Source organism: Bacillus sp. SJS, from assembly GCF_000732485.2.
GTDB classification, from domain to species: Bacteria; Bacillota; Bacilli; order Bacillales; family Bacillaceae; genus Metabacillus_B; species Metabacillus_B sediminis.
In genome coordinates, this window is sequence record NZ_JAQV02000015.1 from 298300 (window position 1) to 323844 (window position 25545).

Here is a 25545-nt window from a genome sequence, read left to right on the forward strand (position 1 = left end):
TTATTTGTCCGATGGAACACTTTATATAGCCGTTCCACTTCACATTCTAGCCGTCCCCTACACTTTTTCAGCCTCCCGCGAACGGAGTTTGTACTTTTAACCCAACCAAGATTTACAGACTAACTTTCCACAACTCCTTCTTGTCATGAAAAAATAGTGCCCCTGTATGATCCGCCGTTACTTGATCCGTACCATTCCGTATAATGGAAGTTTTGTAGCTTTTCATATCCAGCTTAAACAGTACCTTCTCCACGGTTCCATATACATTGCCGTCTTTTCCAATGGCAAGAGATGCGTGAGGTGTGTAGCCGGAGACGCTTTTCACGACCGGACGCTGGATGGTGACACCTTTTCCAGGGGTATAGATAAACACGTTTCCATCCGCTATTCCGACGATTCGGCCATCCTTGGCAGCGGTAAGGGCTGAGATATATTGTACGTGCTTAAACGGAAGGCGGATGATTTCAGGCTTTGCCATTAAATTGCCTGCCGGAAGCGCAAACAGCACAGCGTTTGTTTTGTTCTTATCTACATTTGATTTCCCGAAAATGGAGGTTCCGGCGTATACTTTTTTGCTCCCGGAATGATAAGCAAGGGAGACGATGCTTTGGTCCTTTATAATTTGATGGCGGATAGAAGCTTTTCGGCTCGCTGTATCATAAATGGCAAGGGCTCCTCCGTTTTTCCCTGCTCTCGGTGCGGTTCCAAAAACGATTTGTTTTGAACCGGGTACAGCTGCAGCTGCCATTGGCCGGTCCTGGCCGCTTCCATCAAAAGCTGCGACCTGTTTAGGATTTTTTCCGGCAACCCAAGCAGCAGATGGATTGTATTCCAATATTTTCGCACCGGGATAGACGCCAAAGTACAGCTTTCCATTCGCTGAAGTCATGCTCTCCATTTGGCCGATCGCCTCTTGAATGACACTTGTTCCAGTTGAAGGCTGGTATGTTCCCATCTTTCCGTTCAAAAATCCGGAGCTGTATATTTTCCCGTCCGCGCCTGCTCCGATTTTATGTACCTCTACCGCTTGCGGAGGCAGGGCAAGATTTAGGTTTTCATAGGATTGGCTTGAGGCTTTGTAGGTAAAATAGCGGTCGGCATTTCCTACCTTGCCTGTTAAGACGGCTTCGGATGAACCTGGGAATACAACGAAATCAAGGGACACGATACTGGTTGGAATTCGGTTATTTACCACAAGCTCCGATTTTTTCGAACTTAAATCATACCGGTACAGGGATGTGCCATTTGCATAATAAACGGCATTTTCTTTAGGGGATTTAGGAGATACCCCTTTAGAGGTTCCCGCGAGCTCACCTGTCAGCTTCTTGCTTTTCGCATCAAATACGAGAATCTTATTTTCTGGATTGAGCTTCACAAAAACAAGCGAGCCAACCACTCTAATGGAATCAATCTGCTTCTGTGACATATACCTGGATGGAAGCATGCTCTGCTTTTTCGCTGTTTTCATGTCATATGAAACGAGCGTTGCAGGTGAGCCGGTTCCAATAAACAGCTGCCGGTTTGCATCATCCGCTGCCACGCTTTTCGCATCCTTTTTCCCGGATACGACCGTTCCGAGATCTTTAAATTTGCCGGATGCATAGCTGAATAGCCTTCCTTCATTGGCAGAAACTCCATAAACCATCCGGCTCTGTGCACTGTATGCAAGTCCCCAAATCGTCGTTCCATTTTTCGCGGTTGCTTTTCCCGCTTTCACAAGCTTCATAGAATTCGGATCATAACGGTAGAGCAGTTCCCCTGGAGTGGTGCCGATCCATACTTGCTCGGAATCGGCCTGTATAGACCAGCCGGCCGTTGAACCATCCAGAGACTCGGAATCCACCACTTTTCCAGTGGATAAATTGGTGACAATGAGTTTGGCCGGAAGACCCTGCAGCACGGTATACATGAGCGGCTCCCCTTTTTTATTCATGGCACTCGCTGCTGATGTCACATTTAAATTGGTGATTTGAGGTCCTATTTTTTGAAAAATTGGAGCTGAACTTGCTTTAGGCTGCAGCAAAAATCCTAAACAACACGTCATAATCCATGCACTAATCAAAATTTTTTTCATTTCATCAGTTCTTCCTTCCTGTATTTCCCTTTAGTATTCTAGTATTTTACAAGTTTTTATAGACAATTTTACTTAGATATGGCAAAATTTCATCAGTAACGCTAACTGTCAATCCCTACTTATGTATCGGTTTAAATAGACTATTATGAATGGAACGAGGGAAAAAAGCTTGAGAGCGAAAAAACAGAATAAGAAACGGAGAACGTGGCTATGGGTCACTCTATCCGTCATTGGGGTTTTACTGCTGGGAGCTGGTTTATACGCGGGATATCTAATTAAACGAACAAATGATACCGTTACCAATATTCAGGAAGAGGTCAAAATCGAAAAGACGAAGCCTATTGTGAACCTCGAAAAGAGAGATCCCATCTCGATCCTGCTTATGGGCGTGGACGAACGGAAGGATGATCCCGGCCGCTCCGATTCTCTTATCTACATGACGGTCAATCCGAATAAAAAAGAAATGCACATGGTCAGTATTCCAAGGGATACGAGAACGGAAATTGTCGGGAACAATACGACGGACAAAATCAATCATGCTTATGCATTTGGCGGTACAGCGATGACCATTGCCACTGTCCAAAAATTCCTCGGAGTCGATGTCGATTATTTTGTAAAGGTCAACATGGAAAGCTTTAAGCAGATTGTTGATACAGTGGGCGGCATCGAAATCGACAACCACCTTGCTTTCACCTATGAAAATGAAACCTTTGAAAAAGGTCCGATTACGCTGAATGGCGAGCAGGCACTTAAGTATTCGAGAATGAGATATGAGGATCCGGATGGCGACTTCGGCCGTCAGCTTCGTCAGCGTAAAGTGATTGAAGCGGTTATTGCCAAAGGAGCCAATATCCAATCCATTACAAAATTCAGCGATATGCTGAGTGTCGTCGAAAACAATGTGAAAACGAACCTTTCCTTCGATAATATGTGGGATATGGTTTCAAATTATCGAGATGCGAGCAGCAAAATGGTTCAGCATTCAATTGACGGTAAAGGGACAAAAATTGATGGTGTGTATTACCTCGAGGTGCCTGAAGAAACGCGTACTGCTTTAACAAAAGAACTGCAGGAGAGCCTGGACATCACTCCAAGCACAGCCAGCACCAACTAAATCCGGTAGAAACCGGATTTATTTATTTTAAACTAGGTAAAAAGACTCATTTTATAATAATTCTTTCTTCTTCCTCTAGCGCAAAATTCCTAATCCCACTTATAATATCCTAGCAGACTTCAAAATCCGACAAATTTCTACTATGGTGATTCCATTGACTCCACACTTTAAAAACCCGCTAGCATGGCTGGGAACCATCACATTAACGATACTCGGCATTCTCGGTAACTATTTCTCGATCGAAATGTTTTTTGGCATTGATTTTTTATTTGGATCCATCTTTGTTTTCATCATCATTTACACATATGGCTTTAAACCTGGACTGGCTGCCTCCCTATTGGCAAGCCTTGTCACCTTCTCTTTGTGGAATCATTTTTTTGGCGTTTTTATTTTGACAGCTGAATGCCTCATCGTTTACTTGCTTCACCGCAGGAGAGGTCTGAATGTCGTCATTCTCGATGCATTGTATTGGTTTGCCATCGGAACCCCGCTCATTTTTCTTTTCTATTACGGGGTACTTGGCACTGAGGTCCTGGACACCGCAATTGTCGCTCTGAAATATATAGTCAACGGAATATTAAATTGCCTTATTTTTTCAATCCTTCATCTAATTTATCAGCAGTACATTTTGAAAAAAGCACGAACAAAAAGCTTTCAGGAGCTCCTTTTTATCACCTTCACCTCCGTCTTTCTTATTCCTTCCATGTTCCTGCTTGTCTATGAGGGGAATAAAGTATACCGAAGTGAACTCACGGATATTAGAGAAATCGCTTCCGTAAAAACGCAAATGATCAGCGCCTCTTTAACGAGCTGGGAGTCCACTCACCGAGCATCATTAAATACATTGAGACTCTATATCGCAAGCAGCGGCAATATGGATAATCATTTGAAAGACCTTGGCCGCACGCTTCCGTTCGTTCAGGATATCTATGTTTTTGACCATCGGAAGGAATTGGATTACCTCTACTCAGAAGCTTCAAATCTCCCGTTCTATGACGTGACCATGCTCAAGCTGACAGAGCTTCACCCTTATGTAACGGACGTTTACTTTAATCAATTCACTCGAGAGCAGATGACGAGCATTGTTGTGCCTATTCATGAAAAAAATTACACGGGCTTTGCCGTTGCAACCTATAAGCTAAAGGATTTGCTGATCATGCTGAATCGAATGGAGCCGCATGAAAACATCGAGGTCAGCTTATATGATGAGCATACCTTGACGATGTATGATTTGAGCCAGCTGAAAAACGGCCAGCTTTCAAGTGACGTCAATTTATCAAAACCGTTTATTATGCAGCCTGCTGAAGAGCTGAATACGAATAAAATGAAGCGCTGGAAGCAATCATTTTTAGCAGAAAAAGCGGATATCCCTTTTATCCCCTGGCACCCCTTTACAACGGTAAAGATTGAGCCGTATCAAAATGATTTGTACCTAAGCTATATTAAGCTGTTCGGACTGGTCCTGACTATTATCGGCTTCTCAATTTTTATCGCCTATTGGCTGAGCAATATGCTCGTATCATCCATTCGCAGGCTTTCTTTCATTACAGATCAGCTTTCTGCCTCAAAAGTGACATCTCAGAAAATACGATGGCCTAGAACGAGTATTACAGAGGTTTCCAGGCTAATCAAAAGCTTCGAAACGCTGATTAGTGATTTTAACCGGGTCATGCTTGAGCTCAGAAACAAACAAAAGAAGCTCGAGTACTTTGCCCATTTTGATGTCCTAACCAATATGCATAACCGTTATTCCTTTTCGGAACAGCTGGAAAAAGAGCTGAGTCTCGCCTCTCAGTTTGACCGTTCCGTTGCCGTTATGTTCTGTGATCTGGATCGCTTTAAGCTCATCAACGATTCCCTTGGGCATGATACCGGTGACGAATTACTGAAGGAGCTTGCTGATACAATCCGCGGCATTTGCGGGGAACGCGCGATATTATGCCGCCATGGGGGTGATGAATTCCTGATCGCCCTTCCCGCAAACGGAGAAGAATCCATTGAGTCTATTTCTAAAAGATTGCTTGAAGAAATCTCAAAGCCCATATCCATTGGTGAAAATGAAGTCAGTGTAACATGCAGCATCGGAATCAGCCTTTATCCGAATCACGCTGATACGATTGATGACTTGATCTCAACTGCTGATATTGCCATGTATAGTGCGAAGGAAAAGGGAAAGAACACCTTTGAATTCTTTAATCCGGAGCTGAACAACAATTTAGCACGAAGAGTCCAAATAGAAAATGAACTGCTAAAGGCGCTGGAGCTTGGGGAATTCACGCTTCATTACCAGCCGCAGGTGTCGCTTGCAACTAGGGAAACGACCGGTCTTGAGGCGCTGATCAGATGGAACAATCCCCGCCTCGGCAGCGTGTCGCCAGCGGAATTTATCCCTGTTGCCGAGGAGACCGGGATGATCCGCAAAATTGGTGAATGGGTCATCGACCGCGCAGCAAACGATTTGAATCAGCTTAAACAAGCAGGCTGCGGCAATCTGAATGTAGCCGTCAACATTTCCATCAAGCAGTTTTATCACGAATCCCTGCCTGCTTTTATCCTGGATAAGCTTCATGAGCACAGCATTCCTGCCCAGCAGTTTAAAATTGAAATTACCGAAAGCGTCGTAATCGACCATTTTGATCTCGTTTTAAAGCAGCTCCGAACACTGAAGGAAGCAGGCATTGCCATCGCGCTCGATGATTTCGGGACAGGATTTTCTTCATTGAATTATTTAAAAATCCTTCCGATCGATATTGTTAAAATCGACCGCTCCTTCATTCAGGACATTCTTAGCAATGAACAGGATGCAGCCATCGTTCAAGCCGTCATTCAAATTGCCGAAAGCAAGAGCCTGACGGTGATCGCAGAAGGCGTGGAAACGAATGAACAAGCCGCCTTCCTCCACTCGATCGGCTGTCCTCAGGGACAAGGCTATGTGTTCAGCAGACCGCAGCCAATCGAAGAGATTATGAAACAACTAAAAACGAAAGGGTGACCGATACGGCTCGGTCACCCTTTTTTCTATTTGAACGGATACTTGTCATTCCAAAAGTTATGTTCAATTAAAAACCTGCGCCGCTGCTGAAGGGTCATAGCAAGCTGAGAGGTTTTTCCAATCTTACTTGTTATGTATTCTTTTAACAGAGGGATAAACAACTGATCTCCATTAGACAAAATCACAACCGATTTGTTTTTAGATGACCGAACTTCCTTCACATGATCCACCGCGAGCCAGATAACCTGATCACTTTTAGGTGACATGGTTGGAAACATATAGATGTCATTGAACTCACATACACATACCGGCAGCAGCTTCTGTCCCACCAATATTTCTCCGGATGCCTTTAAACGACCCTTATAGCTGCTTCCATAAAATACACAGTTAAACTCAATCACAAACGTTGCGGGTTTCTTGATGATCAGCTTCTCATGCTCTTCATGAATAATCGTATACACATGACCATACTCATCCCATTTCGATTCAAGAGCCATGGTCTTCTTTTGAATAAAATATTCCTCAACGATTTTCATTTGTTCTCCCCCTTCTGCTAATTTAAGATAAATGGTATGATATGGACAGGCAGTTTTCTGCCGCACCCATCTCTTAACACGCTTCCTTGCAGGGCTTGAGTGTTAAGGGATTTTTTGCTTTTCCTAAGCTTCATTTCGTTTCACCCCCTTTAACGGAATGTTCAAATAGTATCATATAACTATTTTCAAATATCATTATATAGGACTTTTATAACACTAAATATGTTATTTTTGTAAATAAATTGTATATTTTGTTTCGAAAATCGGAGGTAGCCATGATGACCGACACTTATTGGAAAACAGTTACCGGGGAGAACTCCTGGAAACGGTACATCTCTTCACTGCTCGTCATCCTTTTATTTATCGTCCTCGGAGGAGCGGTATACGCCATTGGCCTTTTACTATTAACAGCCCTTGACGGCAATCCGGATACATACTTTGACACAGTCCTTGGCAGTGCGGTCGGACTCTCCCCATTCATTGACTTTGTCCTGCTTCATGCCACCTATTTATTCTGGCTGCTCGGATTGTATATAGCGATAAGATTTATCCATAAACGCACGCTCCGGTCTCTCATTACCCATCGCGAACGACTGGATTGGGGAAGAATCGGCTGGGGATTCGGAATGTTTATCGGAATCTACCTGATCCTCAATGTAGCCGATTGGCTCCTATTTAAGGATGGCCTTGCATTGAATAACGAGACATCCCCCTCTCAATTTTTAATTCTTCTCGGTCTGGTACTGGTTTTCACACCGATCCAAACAACCGTTGAAGAGCTATTCTTCAGAGGGTTCCTCGTTCAATGGCTTGGAAAAGGATTGCGCCATCCCATCCTGATTGCCCTGATCATCGCTCTCGTATTCGGATCCCTCCACTTCGCCAACCCCGAAATGGGCAGGTCCGCGCTGCTGGTAGGATTGGAATACATCGTCGCCGGATTCATGCTCACCTTTATCGCACTGAAAACGGGCACAGCCGAGCTCTCAATCGGTGCCCATGCAGCAAACAACATCTTTTTATTTCTATTTATATCCGATGAGCTCTCAGTTGGAGGCAAACTGCCGGCTGTATTCTCCGTATCAGGTGACGTGGATCCCGTTTCGTCACTGATTGGGACGGTGATTATATTTGGGGGGTTTTATTGGCTGAGTGTGAGGAGGTATGGGGTTGGGCGGGGTTGAATGGTAGCTTGGTTTGAGGGTTGCACTGGTTTTGAACTGGGTTTGCACTGACCCCCGGTTCGGTAAAGCACTAAACCTCCGTCCCCTTCGATCGCTGAACTTAGTGCTGGATGGGATGGCAGTGATGCTGCTCTGTCCCTTGATGCGGTGGTGCAGCGGGGGTCAGTGCATTGCACTGACCCCCGTTCTGATAAAGCACTAAACCTCCGTCCCCCCATCATCCAAACTCAATATCCATGGGAAGCGGCGGCTTCTTTCCTCTGACCCCTGCTGCGGTGATGCGGTGGGGGTCAGTGTCGGTTTTAAGGGTTGAATACCAGACTAGCGGGGTCTGTCCCCCACTCTGCTAAAGAGTGAAAGCTCTGGCACCGCCTTCTGTAAACCCTTATGCAACAAGGGATTGAAGAAACGCTCCTCTGTCCCCTTTTGCGGTGAAGGATGACGGGACTGGCACGGTGCCAGTCCCCACTTTCTCTGCATCACGAAAGCTCTGGCACCTCGCCTGATAACCTCTTCTCCCACAAGGCTTTAAGGCGCCCTGCCTCTGTCCCCACTTGCGGTGAAGAAGAGCGGGTCAGGCCCCTCCACTCCCCCCCACGGCTAGCCCCCTGCATACTCCAACCAAACACAATAACCATGCACAGCCCTATCCCCTCCTCCATACGATAACCCTATACCAAATTGGGTTAGTTTTGAGGAGGACTCTATTTGAAGAAGGCTTTATCCTTGCTGATTATTTCGCTTTTTTTGCTAAGCGGCTGTGTGATTAATGAGAAACCGAAGACGGTTCAAACCGTTCAAGAGCCCCCTGTTGAAAAAGAAAGCCCGCCTGTTCAGAAAGAAGAAGAGCCGGCTCCAGAGCCAGTGCCTGAACCAGCCCCTGCACCTGAGGCGCCGCCTGCTGCGGAGGAGCCTGCAGCACCTGCTGTTCCTGATGTGAGCGATGCGGAGATGCAGTATTTGGATCAGGTTAGTCCAATGCTTGAACAGCTGTCTGCAGGGCTTTATGCTTTTGGGGAGCTGAATATGCAGGCAAGCGGGGATCCATCGCTTCTGACCGATTCGGGCTGGACGAAGGAAATGGCGAAAGCGTTGGTGCAGATGCAGAGTGCGAGCGATGATTTGAAAAGTCTTCAGCCGCCTCCGGGAATGGCGGAGGTTCATGATTTGTTCCTTTTGGCAGGCAAGGAGATTGATTATGTTGTAGCGCATTACCCGGGTGCTGTTGATTCGATGGATATTGCTGCGATAGAGCAGTGTACGGAGGCGCTATTAAATGTCGGAATGTATATGGATCAGGCTTCGGCATTGCTTGGGAGTACTCCACAATCCTATTAGAAAAAGCCAAGATGTCTTGGCTTTTTTCATATACTCAGGATAATCCGGATTGTCGTGCCCTCACCTTTTTTCGATTGTATTTGCAGGACATCCTTTCGCTTATAAAAAAGTTCAAGTCGGCGGATTACGTTTCGGAGGCCGATTCCGGTAGAATGGCCGCTGCTAATTTCATGAGCATGATCCTGCTGATCAAAAATCTTCTGCACCTGATCCTCTGTCATCCCTTCGCCATTATCGGTAATTTCAATAATCGGCGTCCCCCTGTGCGAGAAAATCCGAAGGGCAATTTCCCCGCCGGACTCATTGTTCTCCACTCCATGAATGAACGCGTTCTCTACGAGCGGCTGAAGAGTAAGACTCGGAATCTCCTTTTTCAAACAGGTTTCATCGATTTCCATTTTAAAGGCAATTCGATCGGCAAATCTGGTTTTTTGAATGTAAAAATACTCCTGAACCACGCTTACTTCTTCAGAAAGGGTAACCGTTTTGTTGAGATTGCCAAGGCTGTAGCGGAGCAGCTGGGAAACGGATTCAATTAGACGGCTTGTAACCGGGGCATCTTCTAAGTAGGCCATCCGGACAACTGTATTGAGTGTGTTAAAAAGAAAATGCGGGTTGATCTGGTTTTGCAGGTGCTTGAGTTCAAGCTCCTTCAGCAGCTGATCGAGCTCTGATTTTTCCTCCATTTCTTCAATAAGACGCTTTAAATTATCCTTCATATGGTTAAACGACTCTCCCAGAACACGAATTTCGTCCCTGGATTTGACGGCAATGGACGGTCCTTCAAAGCGGCCGGAAGCAATCTCCTTCGCTGCATCAGACAGCTGCCGGATGGGCCGGGTGACGCCTCTTGAGAAAAAAAGAGCCAAAAGCAGCGCAAGAAGCAACGTGGAAGAAAACAGGCTGATCGTGAACCATTGAAACGCCTGGTTGCGCTTTTCCATATCCTGATAAAATGCACGGTACTCAGAAAGCTCCATGTTTAGAAGGGTGAGGGTGGATTCCTGCAAATAAGAGGAGATATTCTGAACTTCCTTTAAGTGCCTCAGGTAATCCTCAATTTGACTCGTTTTCACTTCCTCAATGGTCGCATCACTTTCTTCCAGCAAGCTCTTCATCATGTTTCGATATTTCAAAAGCTCAGGATCGCCTACTCCCGCAGGTTTTTCCAGCTCCAGCCGATTGTAATTTTTACTGAAGGATTTTTTGAGCTGATCATACTCCTGTACAAACTCCCCATCTTTTTCGACGGCGAAGCCATTAATTTTTTCATAAATAGAGCTCGCCTGCTGGGAAATTTCATTAAACAGAAGAAACCCCTGAAAGCTTTGGTGATACTCGGAAACCATCCGATTGCTGCTGAAATATATAGAGAAGGTTACGATATTGAATAGCGCGACAAAAACTGAAAAATAGATAAGGAGCTTGCTGCGAATCGATTTCATTGCTGGGCCCCCTCTGGCTTGCCCGGAGTGAGCGGCAGGTCGTACTCTCGAATGATGGCTGTATCCGTATGCTGAATCGGCTCCGGACTGAGCCCTTTTTTGATTTGCAGCAGCGTTTCGACCCCTTTATAGCCCATTTGATACGGATATTGAACGACCGTCGCCTGGATGGTGCCCTTTTCAATGTATTTTAGCGTCTCCGGCAACGTATCGAAGCCAATTACATACGTCCGCCCGTCCTTTTTCAAATACTCCGCTACCTGCGCAATGCCGATCCCATCCAGAGCGCTCGTCCCGTAAAATGCATTGAGTTCCGGATATTCCTGAAAAAATTCGTATGCCGCCTTTACCGCACCCGCCTTCGTAATATTGGACTCTTTTTGAGCTGCGACCTTGATACGGGACTGTGATTTAATGGCATCTAAAAACCCCTGCACCCGCAGCTTCTGATGGGACGCCTCGAAACTCCCGGTAATAATTCCAACCGTCTGAGGCCCCTTCGTATCAGCTATCAGCGCCTTTCCCGCAAGAAAACCTGCATAATAATTGTCCGTCCCGATATACACCGACCGCTCACTGTTGGGCGCATCCGTATCAATCGTTACAACCGGAATACCCTTTTCTACTGCTTTATTTAAAAGCGGCGTAAACTCCTGATCGACAATCCCCTGTGTCAGCAGTCCATCGACCTGTCCCGCAATCGCCATATCAATCGTTTTCAAATGCTCATCTATATTTGCCTGCTTCGGACCAAGGAATTCAAGAGAAACCCCATGTTCCTCCGCCGCATCCTGAGCCCCTTCCTCGACCAGACTCCAATACTCGTTATCCAGCTCCTCAGGAATGAGGACAAAATGATACGTGTGCTTTGAATCTGTCTTCCCTGCTGCAATTTCCGTCACATGAAAGGTTTCCTTTCCAAAGTAAATCGTCATGGCAGCCGTTGCTGCAAAAATGAGAATAGCAGAAAGGTAGAGAAATCGTTTGAGATACGCCATGAGGTTCTCCTTGTAAGCGTTTTATTTCTATTGTAGGAGATTTGGCGGGGGTTGGGAAGGGGGAGTTTTGGGGGGATTGTGGTTGGTGTGCACTGCTGGAGCACTGACCCCCGCTCTGATTAAGGACTAAAACTCCGTCCCCCTCTCGTTTTTTCCGTTGTGCCGCATGAGGTTCGGCGGTTTGTACTCTGTCCCCTGATGCGGTGACGGGATGGGGGTCAGTGCAACGCACTGACCCCCGTTCTGATAAAGCACTAAACCTCCGTCCCCCTCTCGTTTTTTCCGTTGTGCCGCATGAGGTTCGGCGGTTTGTGCTCTGTCCCCTGATCCGGTGAAGCGACGGGGGTCAGTGCAACGCACACACAAAAAAAAGAAGGGTCCCCCCTTCTCACCTGCTGCGTGCAGCGTCTCTCATTTTCATGATGGAATAGCTTGTGATGGCTGCGATGATGGCGCAGGCGAATCCTGTGTACATGAATCCCATTTGGGCGGTTCCCGCCTGAAGCTGTAGAGTTAAGTAGTAGCCGAAGAAGACGAGGACTCCGAGGAGAGAAACGTTGCGAACCAGCTTTAAGTAGGATATATAGGATGCTCGGTCAAAATTAAACATAGTGATTACCTCTCAATCAAATATTCTTGTAAGAGGATAATTACCCGTTTTTGCAAACCTTAAACATCAGATTGATTTTTTTGCTGGCCCCTTCGGTTTTTCCATTTGTTCAGGAGAATAATGATGATGACAAAGTATATTCCACTGGCAATAAGCAGTGATGTTGTGTCAGTTCCGAAAAATTTATAAAGAATGGGTCCGCCGCAGACAGCTGCAATCAGGTACCACATCCAGAAGGATAGATTGTTCATGGGGAGCCTCCTGTTTTGTTTTCTTCTATTATACAAATTAAATCGATATACCACAAAATCATTGGAAATTTAAGGAATCACGTTATACAATCCTCTATATTCGGGTATGTATCATTAACGACTAAAGGAGGGCAAAACCATGGTTAAAACCGGTGATGAAATACAATGGGCGGAGGTTTTGGCAAGGCTTCAGGATGAATTGGCAGAGCTGAACGAAGATTTTAACCGGAATTTTATTAAGCCGAACATTGTCCTGTCCGGGAAAACGGGCGTTGGGAAGAGTACGTTAATCAATGCGGTATTTGGTTTTAATGAGGCGGAGACCGGTGTCGGCAAGCCGGTTTCACAGGCACTGATTGAGTATCGGATTCCGGAAGCACCGGTTCACCTCTTTGATACAAAAGGGATGGAGCTTGACCTGGAGCAGCGTGAGATCTCACGCAAACAGATTGTCAGCGAAATTCGGAAACGGGCTTCTTCTACAGATGCGGCGGACCACCTTCATATTATGTGGTATTGCATTTCTAATGAAAGCAGAAGGCTCGAGAGTACGGAAATCGAGTGGATCCGCAGCTTTTCCGAATACATGCCGGTCGTCATTGTTTTAACGCAAACCTTCGATCAGAATGAAGCGTTTCTAAAATTTATAAAAGAAGAGCTCCCCCACCTTCCGATTTGCCGGGTACTGGCAAAGGAAAAAGTATTGCTGGGCGAGGTGAAAATTCCTCAGCATGGTTTAACCGATTTGATCGACAGGACGCTGGATATCATTCCGGAAGCGACTAGACGGGCGTTTACGGCGGCTCAGAAAATTGAAGTAGAACGGAAAATTGATTCAGCAAAAAAGCTGATTCAGGAGCGGCTCGATTCAAACAGCCCGGTGAGCTATAAAAATCTCGCCCATGCGGCTGAAGCATTCCCGATCGGCATGGATATGATGGGCCGAAGCGCTGTTTACTTGTATATGGCAAAAGACATTATGACAGTCATGGGCATTCCCGTAAACCGCAACTTCCTGAAGTTCACTAAGGAAGCAAGGCCGCTCCTGCAATCCATTCTGCTTCCATTCGTTGCCTCTGAAGGCGGGCGCGCAATCGGCAAAGCTGCCCTTAAATACGGTACGAAACAGCTGAGCAAGGAAGGCGCCTCCACCCTAGCCAAGCTCGCCGGAAAAACGGTCGGTAAAGCCAATCTGCTTCTTTCTCCGATTGTCGGACTCGTCGCAGGGAGCTTCAACCGGAAAGTTACCGAAGCCATCGCCAACTCTTTTATTAATACATGTGCGGACTTTTTAAGACAGGAAATCAGCTACAAGGACTACTCCACTACTGAAATTATGGAGAAGCTTTCAATTGGGATGAAGGTACGGATGAATGAGAATAAGGAGAAAATTGAGGAGCTTGCGGTGAAAAGCTAAATTTGCATAATGTTTTATCGAAAAAGCTCGCCATTTGAATCTATAATCACTATAGAGCTCCGGCCACCAGGTCCTGAATCAGCCTGCTATTTAAGCAGGCTGATTTTTTCTCGTGTTTTAAGCACTAGTTTTATAGGATAATCTATTTATCTTTTCAATAATTTGGGTAGAAACATTAAATGATGATCAATTTTATTGCAAAAGTCACACCGTTTTTTTCTAATATAAGGTAAATTACCTATTCAACCTATTTTATGCCATCGTATATCATTGAATAATGCTTCCATATTTTGACGAAATTTCACCTTACCAATAGAGAATAATTTTCCAGGGGTTACGGATCATACCGTCCTATTTATCCTATCTATATGAACAATTAAGAATAATAGAGGAAAGCTTGAAACCACTAAACCAAAACCAGAAGGAATTCAGCAGCAAAAATCAAGATGTGCAAGGAACCTAAGCTGACAGAAGACACCAATAAAGGGTATCATGCAGTTTTTTATTTTGTTATTCACTAATAAAATCAACCTTATGATACAAAGCATTAAACCATAAATATCCTGCATGAATTCTATCCTTGGGGTAACGTTACTATACATATTATTAGGAGAATAACTTAATGGGGTTTGCAATCTTAATAGTAGTTGAAATAGGTATCCTTATTATCCTTTGTTCTCAATTTGCATATGCTCTTGCAATACTTATTATAGGGAAAATACAAATAGAATACTATGAATGGGGAATTTTTAAGGAGCCGGAAAACTGGTTTCAGAAAATAGTAAATTTTATTTTGAGACTATTAGTTGGCATTGGACCTTATATCTATTACAAAACTGCAAATCGTTCATGGATCGTATCTAAATTACTATATTCCTTATTTCTGCTCTGTCTTATCATATCTGGGATTATTTGTTATTATATTTTATCACGCTTAGGAAATTTAATTACCGGTTAAGAACAATTAATGCAATAAGTGAATTCTTAATAGGATTAGTGAGAATTCACAGGATAATAGCAAATCCCCTTATAAATAAACACAACTATAGGAGCTCAAAAGATGATTTCCACAGGCCTAATCAAAATTATAGAATTATGTATGTTAGCCATATTAGCTGGTCAATTTGGCTATGCCTTCGCTATTTTCATTTTGGGAAGGGTGCAGATAGAATATTTTGAATGGGGGATATTTAAAAACAGCAATAATATTTTCCATAAGTTTATTAACTTCTTTTTGTACTCGATAGTTGGCCTAGGTCCATTTCTTTTCTACAAAAGCCAAAAACAATCTTGGATCTTATCCAAATTACTATACATTCTTTATCTCATACTTGTGGGAATCATCGCAATTATCTTATTTAATGTAATCAGTCGAACTCTTTATTTTTTTAGCTAGCATGAGAAAATTAACTGCGGGAGATTTTGTATGAATACTGAAATTTCTCTATTGATATTAGAAAATACACTAATTGCCCTTTTGGGGGCTCAGAATGTTTATGCTTTTCTTATTCTATTAACAGGGAGTCTTGTTTTAGATCCGTGCGAAAATGGAATCCATAAAGAAGGTTCAAAAAGAACGGGGCTTGAACATGTTTTCTTGATTGTCGGGGTAACGTTATTTGGAATTGGACCCTACATTTATAGAAAACTGAATCAACACTCTTGGTTGATAAAAAAGCTTATTTTCATGCTCTTTTGTATTGGATTATTTATTGGAAGCATTATTCTATTTGCAATCATTATGTCTAGCGTAAAATATGTACTGACTGTATTTAGTTAATTTGACTTAACAACTATGGAGTGAATGCAATGCTTCTCATACCCGAAATCATCAAATATACCGTCCTTATTCTCTCTTCCGTTCAGTGTACTTATGCGGCTTGCATTATTTTGCTTGGGGATACCCTTTATGAACAATTTGAAGATGGTGTAGTATACAATCCCAAGAATATTTTCTCGAAAACATGGAATTTTGATCTTCGTTCTTTTAGGCGTCGGTCCTTATCTTTACAGAAGAAAAGCTCTGCATCTTAATTGGTTCGTTAAAAGAGTCGTTATGGGCTGGTGGGTTTTATTAATGATCATAGGAACGGTTATTATTAACCTTTTTATTTTCAGTATTATTTATGTGCTGCACTGAGAAATCCCGAGTTCCATAGCAGGTCGTCAGATACATATAAATGATCGGGTTGGAAACAGCGTATTGTATACTCAAGCGATTTTACAGGAATTGTACTTTTCAGGTTCACCTTGATTATTATTTATTTGGCCTTTAAGCTCTTTGCATGAACTCCCGGTCTGTTCGTCATATTGAACAAATTGATTATACGAGCCAATGTGTTGACGAACTAAAAAACTGGCTCTATTGGTCCCTTTACAAAGGTTTTGTCGAAAAATATTTGTCGAAATTGTTCTTTTTATAGCAAAAACCAATTCGTTATATGGTATGATGGTACCAAAATGACGAACAGGAGTGGAAAAATGATCGGAGAGCGCATTCGCAAATACCGCAAAGAACGTAACCTATCCCTTACAGAACTGGCTAACCGTGCAGGCGTAGCGAAGTCTTATTTAAGCTCTATTGAACGAAATCTCCAAACGAATCCATCTGTGTTATTCCTGGAAAAAGTCTCTTCTGTTTTAGGCGAGTCCGTGAATACACTTGTTAATGATACAGAAGAAAGTTCGGGTTTGGATACGGAGTGGTCAGGTTTAGTGAAAGAAGCTATGCATTCTGGGGTAACGAAGGAGCAGTTCAAGGAGTTTCTTGAATTTAATAAATGGAAAAATAAGAACGCTCAATAATAAAACAGACAGCCTAAATTCAACGATTTAGACTGTCTTTTCATTTTCAGCAAGTTTTTTTGGTTCCTCGAGTCTTGCCATTGCTCTCCAGATTGTGACTCCTGAATACCCTAAAAGCAGGATACCGGGAAGCACAAGCAGGAGTGCACTTCCTTCTTTCGATTTAGCGAAATCGATAAAATAGCCCAGGTAGGGAATGGTCACACCTGAATATTCCGCAACAACATTGTCAGACAAGACTGGATCCGTGTCGGCCGTTTTGTTGTTGTCCCCTTTTGTCTTATACAAAACCTGGTCTCCACTTTTAATAACGTCGATAATTCTGTGCGTTACAAGGGTTGTTTCGTCCATCTTGAATGTGATCACATCATTTTTTCCGAAGCGCTTCATATCCCCGCCCGGTTTGACAGCTATGATGGATCCTGTATGAATTCCTGGCTCCATTGATCCTGAAAGAACGGTCTTCATCTGGTACCCAAGAAGCTGCGGTTCACCGCCTGACGCTTTTGAGGATACGACAGTTGCAATCATTAAGAGGAGGACGATAAATAAAAGTGCTGTAATGCTCGTGCTAATCACCTTTTTAATTGCTTTCAATCTGATCACCTTCCAGACTGGTATTCTCTTCTTTAGCCGGCACAGTCTCTTCTTTTGTCACTGGCTCTTCTGCTTTCACATCGTCCGGTTTCGGTTCTTCAACGGTTGGATCTTCATTTGGTTTCTTTTCATCCGGTTTCGTTTCATCAACAGGATTGGTTTCTTTTTCAGGTTTTGTTTCTTTTTCTTTATCCTTTTCCTCTTTTGCTTTCTCCTCTTCTTTAGGAGGCGGGCAGACTAGGGTAATAGCTTCACTTGTAAATGTGGCTGTATGCTCGTAATCTTTATTAAATCCCGGCCGCTGTTCTGCGACGACTTGATACGTCCCTTCCTTTTCAGCTAGGACGGAAAGGCTGCCGGATTGATTGCTTTCAATTTCATGGAGGGCTTGATTAGTCAGGATCTCATTTCCGTTGAAGAGAACGTCAAACGTGGTTGTACCGATCATCGTAAATCCGCTGTTTTGTATGGTAAATGGAAGGTTCACAGGTTCGCAGGATTTAACTTCCGATTCCTCATTTTTAACAAAGGACAGAACACTTCCATCCCACCAGGTACCCGCTTGAATATCCATAGTGTCTTCTATGGAATCGCTGAAATACGCATTAGTTGGCTGGGATGTCAGGTTGGTCGCGCAATACATTCCTGTTACCCATAAAGCTGCAGCTTGTGTGATATAAAGGTATTTTTTATTATGATCATGAAATTTACGTTTCCTTGAGTGACGAATGACAGTCATCCCCCATTCTGCAATATTTCAATAAGTACGTGATAAAGCTTTGAAAGGAAGACGGGATAATCCCCGCCTTCCCTGCCTTTATAAAAATTATTTTTCTACTCCAGCGCCTTGCTTTCCTTCGAAGGACCACTTAAGGTGAAGCTGGTCACCTTGGAATTTGTTTTGATCCTGTCCGTTATCAACAAATTGGAACTGAACTTTTAGTTCATCAGTTGTTCCAGCTGCCAATTTACCGCCTTTTTCACCAAACCATTCAGAGAAGAAGTTCCCATCAATGGCATCAGGAGACATATTTTTGAGCTGGTCAAGTGTCGTCCACCAAACAACTGTATCGACTTTATCTTTATTCAATAAGAAGTTTACGCGGATATGCTTCCCGAAATCCTCTCCAGCGTTGTCACCTTTCCAATCTGTTAAAGTGTAATCCGTTTTCATAAGAATTTTGGCAATATCCAGTGTTCCGTCATTTTTCAATTCGAAAGAACGGTTCATCCAATCACCAGGTTTAATGTTGCCAACTTGAATGACAGTAGTAGGATTTGCATTTAAATCCAAAGTTCCAGAAGCAAATGATCCGGAAGCATCCGCTTTATCACTGAAGAACGCATATGTACCGCCCCCAACTAAAGACAAACCAAGTGCAGCTGAAGCAAGACCCAAACCAAGTTTTTTACTGAAAGCCATTTAAAATTCCTCCCATACCCTTTTAGTTTTTTATATTGAACTTCTTCAATGAAGAAGCATCAATCTTATTACCTGCAACCGGTTCATTTGGTTTGGTTCTCAGGAGTTTAATGGATAGATAGAGTAGGAGGATTCCTGGGATGACCATAAACAGCAGGCTGCCGAATTTTGAATTTACCAGGATGAATAGATAGCCTAGGAATGGAATGGTTAGGCCTGTATAGATGCCTTTTATTTGCTGTGGTTTTACTTGTTCCAAATCAGAGCCATCATTGTTATCGCCTTTCGTGCGGTATTGCTCCCTGTTTTCCTTCCTGACTACCTCCACTACTCTGTGAGTAATGAGGGCGTGGTTCTCTACCTCAAACGTGATAACGTCCCCTTTGCTGATTTTTTCATTAGGGCCCGGGGTTTTTATGAGGATCACAGATCCTGTCCAGAAGGTTGGTTCCATCGAACCGGATAGTACATTTTTGATCTGATAGGGAAGAATCGTTTGTTTGTTCCCAATAAAGAACAAAGAGAGCGTAATGATTAAGACCCATAAAAATCTTTTTACGAATTGGATTTTCACAAGTCCAGCGCCTTTCTTCTTAAGTGTTCTTGATAAAGAACCTTACACACTGAGTATATCGTATGACCCACAAAACGGAAAGTGGTCTTTTGCACCAAAAAGTTCTTTTTAACGAATATTCTCTGTTGTTTCCTTCGCTTTTCTTCATTTTTCTAACTTTTTCATAATTTTTTCGTTTCTTTTGTTTTATATAAAGAACAAAATTGGTTGCATTTTGATTCTTTAGACATGGTATTACCTAACTAAAAACCGGCTCTATTAGAAGAGCCGGTTCTCATCCATTACTTTTCGTTCATCAATTTTTCCATTTCATTCAATGTTTCCTCAAACACTTGCATCGCCTGATCAATCGGTTTGGATGTGGACATGTCCACTCCGGCACCCTTCAGGATGCTGATTGGATCGGAGGATCCGCCTGCAGTCAGGAAGTTATCCTTCACGCGCTTAACAGCCGGTGCGCCTTCGTCCGTGATCTGCTTGGACAGAGCCGTTGAAGCTGCGAAGCTTGTAGCGTATTGATACACATAGAAATTGTAGTTATAGAAGTGAGGGATGCGCGCCCATTCCATTGGGATCTCTTCATCCGCCGCCATCGCTTTTCCGTAATACTTCTTATTGATGTCCCCGTATACTTTCTTATACGTTTCTGCGTTCAGCGCTTCGCCTTTTTGGTCCAGCTCATGAATCTCTTTTTCGAATTCAGCAAACTGAGTTTGACGGAATAGCGTCGTACGGAAGTTTTCAAGACGCTGATTCAGCAAGAACATTTTTTCTTCTTTCGTTTTAGCGTTTTTATATTCACTGTTCCAGAGCAAGGCTTCATTCAGCGTGGAAGCGACTTCAGCTGTGAAGGTTGCATAGTTGGAGTTGAAATAATTTTGTTTTTCGCTCGACATGTAGGAATGAACGGCATGTCCTAATTCATGGGCAATTGTGGATACGTCATCCTTCGTTCCCTGATAATTTAACAGGAGGTATGGATGTGAACCGTAGGAACCCCATTGGTAAGCGCCTGTTGCTTTATCATCGGTAGAATAAACGTCAATCCAGCGCTGATCAAATGCTGTTTTCAATGTATTTACATAGTCTTCGCCCATTGGCTTCAGACCTTCGAGCACCATTTTCTCTGCATCTGCATATGGAATGTAGGTTTCGTCTGCTTCCACAATCGGTGTATAGATGTCGTACATATGAAGCTCATCGACTCCGAGCATTTTCTTCTTCAATTCCATATAGCGGTGCATTAAAGGCAATCCTTTGTTAACGGAAGAAATCAGCTGATCATATACTTTTGACGGGACATTGTTTGGCACAACAGCCGCTTCCAAAGCAGATTTATAATTTCTCACTTCAGCACCGATATTATGGCTCTTCACTTGAGCCGTCAGTGTTTGCGAGAACGAATCCTGGAATTTTCCAAGCGTTTGATAATACGCTTCATACGCTTGCTTGCGAACATTGCGGTCCTTGCTTTCCATATAAGAAATGAAGTTGGAACGTGTCAGCTGTACGTCCTTCCCGCTGGAGTCCTTGATCATCGGGAACTTCACATCTTTTGCAAGCATCGCATAAACACCTGAACCCGTATCATTCAATGGAGATACCTTCGCAAGCAGCTCTTCTTCCTGCTTTGTGAGGGTGTGGTCTTTCGTGCGAATCATATCTTTAATGAAATATTTATAGGGTGCCGTCATTTTATTGCGAAGGAAACGTTCAATTTCTTTTTTCGGAATGCTGACGACTTCCGGCTTGAACCATGAAGTATTAGCTGAAACCTTCGCGGACATTTTTTCCGCACGGTCCGTCAAAGCCTGCAGAGACGAATTAGACTGGTTCACATCGAACGAAAGGTTTGCGTAAACATAGGCTTTATCGGAAATAACGGATAGCGCTGCATAGTCCTTTAATGCATTTGTAAGATTCAGAGCGGATTTCCCAATCTTGCCCTGGTGGTTCTTTTTGAACTTCGCAGACAGATCTTCGGCTTTCTTTACATCCGCTTCCCACGCTGCTTTGGATTTGTACATATCTTCCAAATTCCATTTATACTCTACTGGAATTTCATCGCGGTTTTTGTAATTCGGTTTAGCTTGCTCTTCGGCATGGGCAACCGGAGTGCTAAGTACGTTGTACGGTACCACTGCTGAAACGGCGATCGCAGCCGCTGCCACAGTTGTTATAAGCTGTTTTTTCATGAAAAAGACCCTCCAAATTATGTATATTTTTCTATAACACCCTTATATTTCAACAAGAATTTACATTATTCCTTCTTTTCTGAAAAAATAGTTATTTGGTTTTGGAGTTTTTATTTAGGTTTCCTTTAAATGGGTGGAATTATTACAAACGGTGGAGGGTGGGGGAAGTGTTAACTACCAGAGCTCTTTGCGGGGGACGGGGAGCGAGGTCTGTCCCTCACTCTGCTAAAGAACCAAAGCTCCGGCACCAACTCTCCAAACGGTTGGTATATCTGGCTCCGCGGTCCACTTCCTCTGTCCCCGGCTGCGGTGAAGCATAACGGGACTGGCACACTAGCGATGCACCACTTGAAAATTATGGATAATAAACAGAAAGATCCTTTACAGAACGCAAAAAAGCTCCTAATGTAGAAGGGACCATACTTGTTCCCAACTCTACGAAAAGGAGCTCAACCGTGAGTAAAAGTATAGGTCAATTATCGCTTATTTGTCAATGCCTCTCCCTCTTACCAATGGAGGATTTTGAGTGTCCTCTTTTGGATTACGACAAGGATAAACTTTCAACCAGTGCGCTCATGAAAATCATGGTCTGTGCCCAACTAGACCAGTGGAATTCATACTCTATGATGGAAGAGAAGCTCCGGGCAAATCCGGAACTCCGCGAACATTTGGGAATAAAAAAAGGAATTAGCGGAAGCCAGCTTAGCCGCCGAATTAATGATCTGCCAACGGAGCTCGTTCAGAAATTATTTGTCAAGGTCATCGAGAAACTTAAACTCCTTTCTAAAAAATGCAAGGGAAGCGACCGAAACGTAGGCCGGCTCGCTATCGTTGATTCAACTGAATTGCGGCTGCCTCATCAACTTTGTAAATGGACGCGCATTTCAAAAGGGCACACGGCGGTAAAAATGCACACTCGATTAAACGTCGTTTCCTCAACCACCGTCTTTCCAGATAAAATTGTTCCTTCCACCGGCAAGGTGGGGGATGTGGAAACCGGTATTTATATGGTTGAAGACCCGAATGTCACGCATTTAATGGATCGAGCTTATCCTTCCACTAAAAATCTCATGGATTGGCAAAAAAGAAAGATTAAATTCATTGCTCGGGTCCGAAAGAACCTCCGGCTCTATACTCAGGAGAGTTACAAAACCACGCACCCAAGGATTTTGCGAGACGAAAAGATTCATTATGGGGTAACGGAAGATCCGCTTCGGTATGTAGAATTCATTGATGAAAAGGAAAGGGTGTACCGGATTTTAACCACACGATTTGATTTGACAGATCAAGAAGTTATGGACACCTACAAGCAGCGGTGGATGATTGAGCTTTTCTTCAAATGGATTAAGGGACACCTGAGACTAACGAAAGTTTGGAGTAAAAAACCGCAAGGGATTTGGAACCAGATGTTCCTAGCCCTCATCGCGTATGCTGTAACTTTGATGATGCGGATCACGATGTCTCCCTCTCATACTCAATGGGAATTTTTCCGGATTTTACAATGTTACTGGTTTCAACCGGTTTGTAAAGTTATTGAGGCCATTAAGAGACCGAAGAAGAAATCGAAAGGGAGGCAAAAAGTACCGGATCAGCCTCACTCAGACAACCTGGAAGAATTGTTCATTGGAACCGTAGCCCACTATAAAGCCCCTGGTAAAAAATAAGCAGGTTTTTCAATAGTTAAAAAATGGGAACGAGGTCATTTACTGTCCATACTCTCCTTTTTTCATTCCTCTCATCAAATCAACTGTAAAATTATTGAATATATTCAATTTAAACCCTTGCGTGCAACGCTAGTGGGCCTGTCCCCATAAATTTTACCGTACTAAAGCTCCGGCACCGATCCTGGAAACCGTTGGGGCATAAGGGCTCATCGGACATGCCCTATGTCCCCTGATGCGGTGAAGAATGAGGGGACTGGCACCGTGCCAGTCCCCTTAAATTTTACCGGACTAAAGCTCCGGCACCATTCAGGCAAACTGTTGGGGCATAAGGGCTCATCGGGTATGGTCTCTGTCCCCCGATGCGGTGAAGAATGACGGGACTGGCACCTGGCCGCCGCTGCAGCCAGATAACCCCCACAAAAAAACGCTTGGATTCAATCCAAGCGTTTTTTGTGCTTTATTACTTGCCTGCTTTATTCGTAATAATCTCTTCTACCGCTTCCATTACGGACTTTTCAACATGCGCAAGGCGCTGCTCGGCATCCTCAAGGGATGTGCCTTTGACAGCGAAGTAGAATTTGATTTTCGGCTCCGTACCGGATGGACGCAGGCAGAACCATGTGCCATCTTCAAGGAAGTATTTAAGAACGTTGGATTTTGGAAGATCGATTTCTTCTTTTTCTCCGGAGACGTTCAGCTGTCTTTCACTGGTTTTGTAATCCTCAACAATGGTTACCTTTTTGCCGGCGATTTCAGCAGGAGGGTTCGAACGGAAGGCAGCAAGGATGTCCTGAATCTGCTCAGCACCTTCTTTTCCTTTCAGCGTCAAGGATTTCAGGCCTTCTTTAAAGTAGCCGTATTGTGCGAAAATCTCAAGCAGCCCCTGATACAGCGTCATACCTTTCTTTTTATAGAAACCACATACTTCAACAGCTAGCAATGCAGCTTGAATCGCATCTTTATCACGTGCAAAATCACCGATTAAATAGCCATAGCTTTCCTCATAGCCAAACTGGAACGTATACTGGCCGGACTCTTCGTATTCACGGATTTTTTCCCCGATAAATTTGAACCCGGTAAGAGTATCGACCGTTTCAAGATTGAAGGAAGATGCAACTTCCCGGCCAATTTCTGACGTAACGATTGTTTTCAGCACAATGCCGTTGTCCGGAAGGATGCCTTTTGCTTTTTTCTCGGACAGCAAGTAGTGAAGCAGAATCGCACCCGTTTGATTTCCTGTCAAAACGACGTATTCATCCGCTTCGTTTTTAACAGCAATCCCAAGGCGGTCTGCATCCGGATCCGTTGCAATCAGGATGTCAGCTCCCGCTGCTTCTCCATCGCGGATCGCCAATTCAAATGCCGCATGCTCTTCTGGGTTAGGAGACTTAACCGTTGAAAAGTTCGGATCAGGAAGCTCCTGCTCCTTCACGACTATTACATTTTCATATCCAAGTGCAGCGAGTCCGCGTCGCACCGGCTTGTTCGCCGTTCCGTGAAGCGGTGTGAAAACGACCTTCACATCTACCTCTTTAGAAAGCTCAGGATTTACAGAAATAGATGTCAGCTTTTGCGTATATTTCTCATCGATTTCATCACCGATGATTTTGATTAACCCGGCTTCCTTCAGACTTGCTTCATCCTTTACCTCAATGGATAGCTCGTCCTCAAGCTCATTTACCTTTGCAATGACTTCATCTGCCGCAGCAGGAGGAAGCTGGCCGCCATCTTCGCCGTATACTTTGTAGCCATTGTATTCTGGAGGATTGTGGCTTGCCGTTAAAACGATTCCCGAAAAAGCATTCAATTCGCGAACCGCGAAGCTCAGCTCAGGAGTAGGACGAAGTTCATCGAATACGTATGTTTGAATACCATGAGTCGCAAGCGTTTTCGCTGCTTCCATCGCAAACTCAGGAGATTTGTGACGGGAATCATACGCGATCGCCACGCCTCTCTTTTTCGCTTCCTCACCGAAAGATTCTATGTATTTTGCCAAGCCTTCGGAAGCTTTTCGAACTGTATAAATGTTCATCCGGTTTGTGCCGGGTCCTATTTCCCCGCGCATTCCGCCTGTACCAAACTCAAGATCCTTGTAGAAGCAATCCTCCAGCTGTTTTTCATCATCTTTGAAACTGACTAGCAGATCCAATAATTCAGGATCAAGATTGGTTTGGTTCTTCCAGCGCTCATAGCTTTGTGTCCAGTTCATCATTTACCTCCTGAAGTGCTAAGTTTTATCCTTCTATACGGTTTCTCCATCCATGCTGTTCTCTCCTGCAATTTTCCTTGAAAAAGAAGCGCATGATCTCACTTATTTTATCATAAAAA

21 protein-coding genes are annotated in these 25545 nt (G+C 43.8%); 9 read left to right on the forward strand and 12 right to left on the reverse strand.

Annotated elements, in window-relative coordinates; genetic code table 11:
• Positions 1–112 precede the first annotated feature (112 nt).
• A complete protein-coding gene (locus AS29_RS08495) occupies positions 113–2074 on the reverse strand; it encodes a hypothetical protein (RefSeq protein ID WP_035404882.1) in 1962 nt (653 codons plus the stop codon).
• Between the two features lie 169 nt (positions 2075–2243).
• Between AS29_RS08495 and tagU the strand changes: the two genes are divergently transcribed.
• Together tagU and AS29_RS20985 are read left to right on the forward strand one after the other, a co-directional pair.
• On the forward strand, positions 2244–3188 hold the full coding sequence (gene tagU / locus AS29_RS08500; RefSeq protein WP_035404884.1) for a polyisoprenyl-teichoic acid--peptidoglycan teichoic acid transferase TagU: 945 nt from the start codon (positions 2244–2246) through the stop codon (positions 3186–3188).
• A gap of 154 nt (positions 3189–3342) precedes the next feature.
• Entirely contained in the window at positions 3343–6180 is a 2838-nt protein-coding gene (locus AS29_RS20985; RefSeq protein WP_197491590.1) for a bifunctional diguanylate cyclase/phosphodiesterase, read from the forward strand.
• A 26-nt stretch (positions 6181–6206) separates the two neighbouring features.
• On the opposite strand, the gene AS29_RS08510 is transcribed toward AS29_RS20985, so the two are convergent.
• Positions 6207–6716: a competence protein ComK gene (locus AS29_RS08510; protein WP_035404886.1), complete on the reverse strand. Its 510-nt coding sequence runs from the start codon at positions 6714–6716 to the stop codon at positions 6207–6209.
• Between the two features lie 278 nt (positions 6717–6994).
• On the opposite strand from AS29_RS08510, the gene AS29_RS08515 reads away from it, so the two are divergent.
• Positions 6995–7900 carry a CPBP family intramembrane glutamic endopeptidase gene (locus AS29_RS08515; protein ID WP_035404887.1) on the forward strand — a complete coding sequence of 302 codons (906 nt, stop codon included), beginning with the start codon at positions 6995–6997 and terminating at the stop codon, positions 7898–7900.
• A 708-nt stretch (positions 7901–8608) separates the two neighbouring features.
• Complete coding sequence (locus AS29_RS08520; protein WP_035404889.1) at positions 8609–9238, forward strand: hypothetical protein; 630 nt, start codon at positions 8609–8611, stop codon at positions 9236–9238.
• Between the two features lie 26 nt (positions 9239–9264).
• Here the strand turns inward: AS29_RS08520 and AS29_RS08525 are convergent, their stop codons facing one another.
• The 4 genes from AS29_RS08525 to AS29_RS08545 form a co-directional block, all read right to left on the reverse strand.
• Positions 9265–10683 (reverse strand): sensor histidine kinase, encoded by a 1419-nt coding sequence (locus AS29_RS08525; RefSeq protein ID WP_035404891.1) that lies wholly within the window; start codon positions 10681–10683, stop codon positions 9265–9267.
• Complete coding sequence (locus AS29_RS08530) at positions 10680–11681, reverse strand: sugar-binding protein (RefSeq protein ID WP_035404893.1); 1002 nt, start codon at positions 11679–11681, stop codon at positions 10680–10682. Before AS29_RS08530 ends, AS29_RS08525 begins: the two co-directional genes overlap by 4 nt.
• Positions 11682–12069: 388 nt before the next feature.
• On the reverse strand, positions 12070–12291 hold the full coding sequence (locus tag AS29_RS08540) for a hypothetical protein (RefSeq protein WP_035404896.1): 222 nt from the start codon (positions 12289–12291) through the stop codon (positions 12070–12072).
• Between the two features lie 59 nt (positions 12292–12350).
• Positions 12351–12542 (reverse strand): hypothetical protein, encoded by a 192-nt coding sequence (locus AS29_RS08545; RefSeq protein ID WP_035404898.1) that lies wholly within the window; start codon positions 12540–12542, stop codon positions 12351–12353.
• A 139-nt stretch (positions 12543–12681) separates the two neighbouring features.
• Between AS29_RS08545 and AS29_RS08550 the strand changes: the two genes are divergently transcribed.
• The 4 genes from AS29_RS08550 to AS29_RS08570 all read left to right on the forward strand — a co-directional run bounded on the left by AS29_RS08550 (position 12682) and on the right by AS29_RS08570 (position 16764).
• Positions 12682–13959, forward strand: a complete 1278-nt coding sequence (locus tag AS29_RS08550; RefSeq protein ID WP_051860537.1) for a GTPase — start codon at positions 12682–12684, stop codon at positions 13957–13959.
• 622 nt (positions 13960–14581) lie between these two features.
• Positions 14582–14917: a hypothetical protein gene (locus AS29_RS08555; protein WP_035404901.1), complete on the forward strand. Its 336-nt coding sequence runs from the start codon at positions 14582–14584 to the stop codon at positions 14915–14917.
• A 468-nt stretch (positions 14918–15385) separates the two neighbouring features.
• Positions 15386–15739, forward strand: a complete 354-nt coding sequence (locus AS29_RS08565; protein ID WP_035404904.1) for a hypothetical protein — start codon at positions 15386–15388, stop codon at positions 15737–15739.
• Between the two features lie 701 nt (positions 15740–16440).
• Complete coding sequence (locus AS29_RS08570) at positions 16441–16764, forward strand: helix-turn-helix domain-containing protein (protein ID WP_035404906.1); 324 nt, start codon at positions 16441–16443, stop codon at positions 16762–16764.
• 27 nt (positions 16765–16791) lie between these two features.
• Here AS29_RS08570 and sipW read toward each other — a convergent pair whose 3' ends face one another.
• The 5 genes from sipW to pepF all read right to left on the reverse strand — a co-directional run bounded on the left by sipW (position 16792) and on the right by pepF (position 21553).
• Positions 16792–17361: a signal peptidase I SipW gene (sipW, locus tag AS29_RS08575; protein WP_035404908.1), complete on the reverse strand. Its 570-nt coding sequence runs from the start codon at positions 17359–17361 to the stop codon at positions 16792–16794.
• The gene (tapA, locus tag AS29_RS08580) at positions 17348–18100 is read right to left on the reverse strand and encodes an amyloid fiber anchoring/assembly protein TapA (RefSeq protein ID WP_035404910.1); all 753 of its coding nucleotides are present in this window, start codon (positions 18098–18100) and stop codon (positions 17348–17350) included. Before tapA ends, sipW begins: the two co-directional genes overlap by 14 nt.
• Positions 18101–18187: 87 nt before the next feature.
• Positions 18188–18784 (reverse strand): CalY family protein, encoded by a 597-nt coding sequence (locus AS29_RS08585; RefSeq protein WP_035404912.1) that lies wholly within the window; start codon positions 18782–18784, stop codon positions 18188–18190.
• Between the two features lie 22 nt (positions 18785–18806).
• Positions 18807–19358, reverse strand: coding sequence for a signal peptidase I (locus AS29_RS08590; RefSeq protein ID WP_051860538.1), 552 nt, complete (start codon positions 19356–19358; stop codon positions 18807–18809).
• A gap of 281 nt (positions 19359–19639) precedes the next feature.
• The gene (pepF, locus tag AS29_RS08595; RefSeq protein ID WP_035404914.1) at positions 19640–21553 is read right to left on the reverse strand and encodes an oligoendopeptidase F; all 1914 of its coding nucleotides are present in this window, start codon (positions 21551–21553) and stop codon (positions 19640–19642) included.
• Positions 21554–22008: 455 nt separating this feature from the next.
• Between pepF and AS29_RS08600 the strand changes: the two genes are divergently transcribed.
• On the forward strand, positions 22009–23217 hold the full coding sequence (locus tag AS29_RS08600; protein ID WP_051860539.1) for an IS4 family transposase: 1209 nt from the start codon (positions 22009–22011) through the stop codon (positions 23215–23217).
• Between the two features lie 460 nt (positions 23218–23677).
• On the opposite strand, the gene AS29_RS08605 is transcribed toward AS29_RS08600, so the two are convergent.
• Positions 23678–25426, reverse strand: coding sequence for a phospho-sugar mutase (locus AS29_RS08605; RefSeq protein ID WP_035404916.1), 1749 nt, complete (start codon positions 25424–25426; stop codon positions 23678–23680).
• Positions 25427–25545 lie beyond the last annotated feature (119 nt).